Source organism: Pseudoclavibacter sp. RFBJ3, assembly GCF_002931375.1.
Taxonomy (GTDB): Bacteria; Actinomycetota; Actinomycetes; order Actinomycetales; family Microbacteriaceae; genus Pseudoclavibacter.
Map to the genome: position 1 here is coordinate 22275 of NZ_PSXZ01000017.1, position 6746 is coordinate 29020.

Genomic DNA, 6746 nt, shown 5'->3' on the forward strand with positions numbered 1-6746 from the left:
CATGCGCCTGAAGCCATTTTGGCCACAACCTGTGGGAGCAATCTGCGTGAGCTTGCGTAAGTCACCTGCGGCCCGCAGGCATGAATGCCCCTGTTGACACATCGGGCGGGCGCATCTAGTTTGGTCACACGTGTCACCAACTCCCTTGATGTGATCGATCACAATCAGTCTGCCAAGCAGACAACGATCCAAGTCAGGGCCAGCAGAACCATTTGACGAAGGAGTCAACATGACGTCGCATCCCGAACCAGAAGCCGCGGCAGGTGATGTGCGCGCAGCTGTCGGCAGCGCGCCCATCTCCGACGCAGTCAACGCCCCCGTCGCGGACGTAGTGGAAGAAACGCCCGTGCGCCTGCGCGAACGCATCTCCTACGCCACGGGTGATATCGGCGGAAACCTCATCTTCGCCACGGTCTCCTCATTCGTGCTCTTCTACTTCACGGACACCGTCGGCATCGGCGCCGCCATCGCCGGCACGATCATCCTGCTCGGCCGAGTGCTCGACGGCACGATGGATCTCGTCGTCGGCACGCTCATCGACAAGACGCAGACCCGCTGGGGCAAGGCGCGCCCCTGGATCCTGCTCAGCACACCGATCGTGACGCTCGCGTTCGTCGGCCTCTTCAACGTGCCGGCCGGCTTGAGCTCGACGGGTCAGGAGATCTACGCCTTCGTCTTCTACTTCCTGTGCCTCGCGATCGGCTACACGGGCTCGAACCTCGCCTATCACACGCTCCTCTCCGTCATCACCTCTGACGGCAAGACGCGCGTCTCGCTGACCGTCATGCGAACGTTCGCCGCCCTCCTCGCCACGCTCCTGGTGAACTTCTTCACCATCCCGCTGATCGGACGGTTCGGCGGGGGCCAGACCGGCTGGTCGATCACCGTCGCGATCTACGCCGCCATCGCTGCCATCACCTTCATCGTCGTGTTCCTCGGCACGAAAGAACGTGTCACCACCACAGTCGAAGCCGACCGCAGCTCATCGCGCTCCGTGCTCGAGCTCATCCGCATCCTGCTCAAGAACAAGTACTTCTACCTGGGCTTCGCTCTCTTCTTCACCCAGTTCCTCGCCTCCGGTGTCGGCAGCGTCGGCATCTACTTCGCCAAGGACGTGCTCGGCGACCCCAGCCTCTACAGCTTCTTCAGCCTCGCCACGATGGGCCCACTGCTCATCGGCATGTGGTTCATGCCGACGATCACAGCTCGCTTCGGCAAGCGCCTGCCCTTCCTCGTCGGCTCTGCGCTGGCTGTCGTCGGGCTCGGGATCGCGCTCATCGACCCGACGAACTTCACGATGGTCATCGCGGGCAGCGTCGTCCGTTCGATCGGCACCATCCCTGTATCCGCGGCTCTCTTCGCGCTCGTCGCCGACATCGTCGACTATGGGGAATGGCGCACGGGCGTTCGAGTGGATGCGATGACGTACTCGGCCGCGACGGCTGGCCAGAACCTCGGCGCGGGTGTCGGAGCGGCGCTCGTCGGCTGGCTGCTCGCGGCAAGCCAGTACGACGGCGCGGCTGCCACGCAGCTCCAGTCGGCGATCGACATGGAGATCTTCCTCTTCCTGGGGCTGCCACTCATCGTCTACGCCCTGCAGTTCGTCATCGCGATCTTCCTCAACATCGATCGCTACCAGCCGGGTATGTCCGAAGACCTGCGTCTGCGGCGTACGGGCGCGATCCGCATCCCGCAGAACTGACCGCGCACGTCCACCAGAACCCTCACGAGAGAGCAGGCCAGCACATGGCACGAGAACCCTTCAACCGCGGCTGGACCGTGAAGCCCAAGACCAGCATCTTCGCGCAGATCGGCGGTGCCGGCTCCGAGGGGGTGGAGGTCGACCTGCCGCACGACGCGCTCTTCGGCGAGCAGCGATCCGCGGCCAACTCGGGCAAGAACGCCTACTTCCCGAGCGGAACCTACGAGTACTCGAAGAGCTTCGAGGTGCCCACCGAATACCGGGGGAAGCGTGTCTCGGTCGAGTTCCAGGGCGCCTACCGTGACGCGGTCGTGTTCATCAACAATGCCTATGCCGGCCAGCGACCGTTCGGGTACTCGGCGTTCACCGTCGACCTGGACGACCACCTCGAGTACGGCACCGACAACACCATCCGGGTCGAGGTGCGCTCCCACGACGACTCTCGTTGGTACGCGGGGGCGGGCCTTTACCGCGACGTGACGCTGATCGTCACGGACCTCGTGAAGATCGCGGACTCGGGACCCCAAGTCACGACGCCGGACATCGACGCGGACCGGTCGATCGTCGAGCTGGCGGTGCCACTCGAGAACCACTCACCGAATCGGGCGACCCCGGTCGTGAGCACAGAGATCCGGGACGGGCAGGGTGCGCTCGTCGCTTCCGGAACGACGCCCACGACCCTTCGTGCCGGAGCTGCTGCGACGGCCCGGTTGCGCCTCCACATCACGGATCCCACCCTCTGGAGCGTGGACACTCCCCACCTCTACACCGCCGTGACGACGCTTGTCGACGGCGGCACCGAGGTCGACTCGCGAAGCACGACCTTCGGGGTACGGCGGCTGCAGCTCGACCCCGTCTTCGGGCTCCGCATCAACGGAGTCGCGACGAAGCTTCGGGGCGCGTGCATCCATCACGACAACGGCCTGCTGGGCGCCGCCGCGATCCGGCGAGCGGAGGAGCGGAAGATCGAACTTCTGAAGAACGCCGGCTTCAATGCCATCCGCATGTCCCACAACCCCGCCAGCTCCGCCCTCCTGGATGCCTGCGACCGGCTCGGCATGCTGGTCATGGACGAGACCTTCGACGTCTGGACCGAGAGCAAGTCGTCGTTCGACTACTCCCTGTCCTTCCCAGAGTGGTGGGAACGGGACATCGAGGCGTTCGTCGCGAAGGACTTCAACCACCCGAGTGTCATCTTCTACTCGATCGGCAACGAGATTCCCGACACGGGCAACCCGGTCGGCTCCGAGTGGGGGCGCCGGCTTTCGGAGAAAGTGCGCGAGCTCGACGGCACGCGTTTCATCACCAACGGGGTCAACGGATTCGTCTCGACGCTTCCCACGCTGCTGCCGCTGATGAAGAGCCGGAGCCAGAACGCGGAACCAGAAGGCGGGGTCAACGGTGCCGGCGAGATGATGAACCAGGTCAACGCATCCGAGCTCGTCACGAAGGCCACGGAGGAGTCCTTCGGCGTGCTGGACGCCGCCGGCCTGAACTATGGCGACTCCCGCTACGAGCTGGACAAGGAGCTGTTCCCGAATCGCGTCATCATCGGCACGGAGACGTTCCCCCCGAACATCGACCGCAACTGGAAGCTCGTGCAGGAGCACGACCATGTCCTCGGCGATTTCACCTGGACCGGATGGGATTACCTGGGCGAGGTGGGGATCGGCCGGAACCCGTTCCTCGACGAGCAGCCGCGGTTCGAGGCGCCGTTCCCGTGGCTGACCGCCTGGTGCGGCGACCTCGATCTGACCGGCTTCCGCCGACCCGCTTCCTATTACCGAGAGATCGTGTTCGGCCTCCGGACGACTCCGTACCTCGCAGTGCTGCGCCCTGAGGCTGTGGGTCGCGACGTCCGCCCCGGGCAGTGGGCCTGGTCAGAATCGATCGCCAGCTGGGATTGGTCGGTCGACGAGCAGACACCGATGCAGGTGGAGGTGTACTCCCCGTCTGAGAGCGTCGAGCTCGTGGTGAATGGGAGGTCGGTCGGCACGGCGCAAGCCGGGCCGGAGAACCGCTTTCGAGCGATCTTCGACCTGCCATACGAGCGGGGAACCATCGAGGCGTTCGCCATCGTCGACGGCGAGCGCACCGAGTCCGTGTCGCTGCGGTCACACGCCGGCGTCACGGCCCTCAGCGCGTCAACAGACCGGAGCACGCTCGACGCCGACGGAGGCGACCTCGCCTACGTCGACATCGAGCTGCGGGATGCGGACGGCGTCCTCGCCACGTCAGAACTGCGACAGGTCTCCGTGCGGGTCGAGGGCGCCCGACTCGTGGCGCTCGGCAGCGGGAAGCCGGACAACACCGAGCGCTTCGACGCGCAGACGCACGCGACCTTCGACGGCCGCCTGCAGGCGATCATCCGCCCGACAGGACCGGGGCCCATCACGGTCACGATCAGCGCAGACGATGCGGAGGCCGTGACACTGCAGCTGGCCGCGCGGTAGAGATGGACCCGCGCGCGGTCGCGAGCGCTCGCGCGCGGGTCACGCGTCAGGTGGTCTCTCGCGTGATCACCTCGAACGGGGCGAATGCGCGCGGGGCGGGGCCGACGTCGGCCCCGAGGCGCTCTTCGAGTTCGCGTGCCAGGGCCTCGACGAGCGGCTCCCAGGTCGTTCGGACACTGGAGAGCGCGGGCGACCAGAGAGCCCCGGTCGTCGTGTCGTCGACGCCGATGACAGACATCTCGGCCGGCACCGAGACGCTGCGTTCCCGAGCGCCGGCGAGCAGCGCCAGGGCGACGTCGTCGTTGTAGCAGGCGACGGCTGCGGGGGCTCCACCGCTCATGATCTCGGCGACGGCCGCCGTCCCGCCCTCGCGGGTCACCGACACACGCACGAATTTGGGCGCGGACAGCCCGCGCTCACGGCTGTGCTGCTCAAGCACCGCGAGCCGCGACGGTCCATAGGGGTCGCTCCGCGCATCGGAGATGGCAGCGAACCACAACTGCCGTGGCCCGCGACGCAGCAGTTCGTCGATCTGCAAGCGAGCGACGCCGCCATCGCTCACCACGGACGAATCGCGGTCAGCGGGGACAACCAGCACGCCCGCCGCCGTGAGCTCCCCCGACTCGGTACTGCTCAGGACGCCGAGGTCGACGACCGCGAGCGGTTGGAGCGCCTGGACGGCCGCGACCGAACCGCCCGGAGATTGCGTCGCGAACCGCACGACGACGTTGCCGCCGATCGCTCGCGTGCGCTGCACGACCGACTCCACGGCATCCTGGAGGTTGCTGCCGAAGGTCGCGTTCGGCACGAGCACCACGACCGTGCCCGACTTGCCCATCACCAGAGATCTCCCGGCCGGAGAGGGCTGATAGCGAAGCTCCCGTGCCGCTTCCAGCACGCGTTCCCTCGTCGCCTCCGGGAAGCGCTCGACCTTTCCGTTCAGGATGTTGCTCACCGTCGAGCGCGAGACTCCCGCGAGGCGCGCCACGTCGAAGCTGGTCGCGGGTTTGTCCGAGATGGAGTCAGTCGCCATCAGCCCATTGTGTCGGATGGTGACCACCACGCAGGCGCACTCGGCCAGGCACACGGTCGCAACACCGCCACCCTTCAGAGATAATCACCCCATGCCAGCCCAAGAGCGCCCCGTCGCAGTTCGTGCCGCGAGCGTCTTCGACGTCGCGAAGACGGCCGGGGTCTCGCACCAGACGGTCTCCCGCGTGCTCAACAACCACCCGAGCGTGCGCGAGACGACGCGCGCGAAGGTGCTGGATGCGATGCGCGAGCTCGACTACCGCCCGAACCTCGCGGCCCGCACCCTGTCGTCGAAGCGCAGCCGCACGCTCGGCGTCATCTCGACATCGAAGGGCGAGTTCGGACCGGCGTCGAGCATCTCCGCGATCACCGAGGCCGCCCGCTCCCGCGGCTACAGCACGATCATCGAGTACGCCGACGAGCTGTCGCCGACCTCGGTGGATGCGGCCCTCGCGAGCCTCGCCGAGCTCGCGGTCGAGGGCATCGTCGCGGTCGCCCCGCAGACCAGGGTGCTCGAGGCGCTGCAGTCGACGCACACGAGCATCCCCTTCGTGACGGTGCAGAACCGCGAGACGCTCGACGGCGTGGAGGTCGCAGTCGACCAGTTCCGCGGGGCGCAGCTCGCGACCGCGCACCTCCTCGAGCTCGGCCACACCAGGATCGTGCACCTCGCGGGACCCAGCGACTGGCTCGACGCGACCTCGCGCCTCCACGGCTACGAGCACGCGATGACCGAGCGCGCGCTGACGCCCCGTCATGTCGACGCCGGGGCCTGGAGCCCAGCGGCCGGTTACGAGATCGGCCGCGAACTGCTCGCCTCCGAAGCGACCGCGATCTTCTGCTCGAACGATCAACTCGCCCTCGGCGTGCTGCACGCTGCGCACGAACTCGGCGTGGACGTACCGCACCAAGTGAGCCTCATCGGCTTCGACGACATCCCGGAAGCGGCGCATTTCTGGCCACCGCTCACCACGATCCGGCAGGACTTCTCGGTTGCTGGTCGCCGTTGCGTCGAGCAGCTGCTGGATGCCGGGGAGGCGAGTGCAACGACTGAGCTGTCGTTGGTGGTTCGCGCGTCTGCAGGCCCCGCCCCTCGCTGAGAGCGCGTTCCCGGTTCCTTTTTCCGGGTTCATGTCGTAGTCTCGTCTGCATGATGTGATCGATCACATTAACCTCGAGGCACAGCCAAAGGAGACCTGCCGACGATGAGCGAGCCAACCGAAACGCGCGAAGCATCAGAGCGCGAGACCTACGTCATCGGCGTCGACTACGGCACACTCTCCGGCCGGGCGGTCGTCGTCCGGGTGCGTGACGGCGCCGAACTCGGCGTCGGCGAGCTCGCGTACCCGCACGCCGTGGTCGACGAGCGGCTCCCGGCGACGGGTGAGCAGCTCCCGCCCGAGTGGGCGCTGCAGGTGCCGAGCGACTACGTCGACGTCCTCAAGGTCGCCGTGCCGGCTGCCATCGCAGACGCTGGCATCGACGCGGCGGATGTCATCGGCATCGGCACCGACTTCACGGCCTGCACCATGGTGCCGACGCTCGCCGACGGCACCCCG

General features: G+C 66.9%; 4 protein-coding genes and 1 pseudogene. 4 read left to right on the forward strand and 1 reads right to left on the reverse strand.

Annotated elements, in window-relative coordinates; all coding sequences use genetic code 11:
* The first annotated feature begins 229 nt into the window (after positions 1–229).
* Together C5E07_RS16735 and C5E07_RS16740 are read left to right on the forward strand one after the other, a co-directional pair.
* Positions 230–1702, forward strand: coding sequence for an MFS transporter (locus C5E07_RS16735; protein ID WP_104300886.1), 1473 nt, complete (start codon positions 230–232; stop codon positions 1700–1702).
* A 44-nt stretch (positions 1703–1746) separates the two neighbouring features.
* A complete protein-coding gene (locus tag C5E07_RS16740; protein ID WP_104300889.1) occupies positions 1747–4155 on the forward strand; it encodes a glycoside hydrolase family 2 TIM barrel-domain containing protein in 2409 nt (802 codons plus the stop codon).
* 46 nt (positions 4156–4201) lie between these two features.
* Here the strand turns inward: C5E07_RS16740 and C5E07_RS16745 are convergent, their stop codons facing one another.
* Positions 4202–5188 carry a LacI family DNA-binding transcriptional regulator gene (locus C5E07_RS16745; protein ID WP_146080631.1) on the reverse strand — a complete coding sequence of 329 codons (987 nt, stop codon included), beginning with the start codon at positions 5186–5188 and terminating at the stop codon, positions 4202–4204.
* Positions 5189–5279: 91 nt separating this feature from the next.
* Between C5E07_RS16745 and C5E07_RS16750 the strand changes: the two genes are divergently transcribed.
* Both C5E07_RS16750 and C5E07_RS16755 read left to right on the forward strand, forming a co-directional pair.
* Complete coding sequence (locus C5E07_RS16750) at positions 5280–6287, forward strand: LacI family DNA-binding transcriptional regulator (protein ID WP_104300893.1); 1008 nt, start codon at positions 5280–5282, stop codon at positions 6285–6287.
* A gap of 105 nt (positions 6288–6392) precedes the next feature.
* A pseudogene (locus C5E07_RS16755) lies at positions 6393–6746 on the forward strand (ribulokinase); the annotation flags it as partial.

What these genes read in the sequence shown, in the direction of transcription:
- C5E07_RS16740 (WP_104300889.1), top strand. Translation starts at nt 1,747, where the DNA reads ATGGCACGAGAACCCTTCAACCGCGGCTGGACCGTGAAGCCCAAGACC.
- C5E07_RS16735 (WP_104300886.1), top strand. Translation starts at nt 230, where the DNA reads ATGACGTCGCATCCCGAACCAGAAGCCGCGGCAGGTGATGTGCGCGCA.
- C5E07_RS16745 (WP_146080631.1), bottom strand. Translation starts at nt 5,188, where the DNA reads ATGGCGACTGACTCCATCTCGGACAAACCCGCGACCAGCTTCGACGTG.
- C5E07_RS16750 (WP_104300893.1), top strand. Translation starts at nt 5,280, where the DNA reads ATGCCAGCCCAAGAGCGCCCCGTCGCAGTTCGTGCCGCGAGCGTCTTC.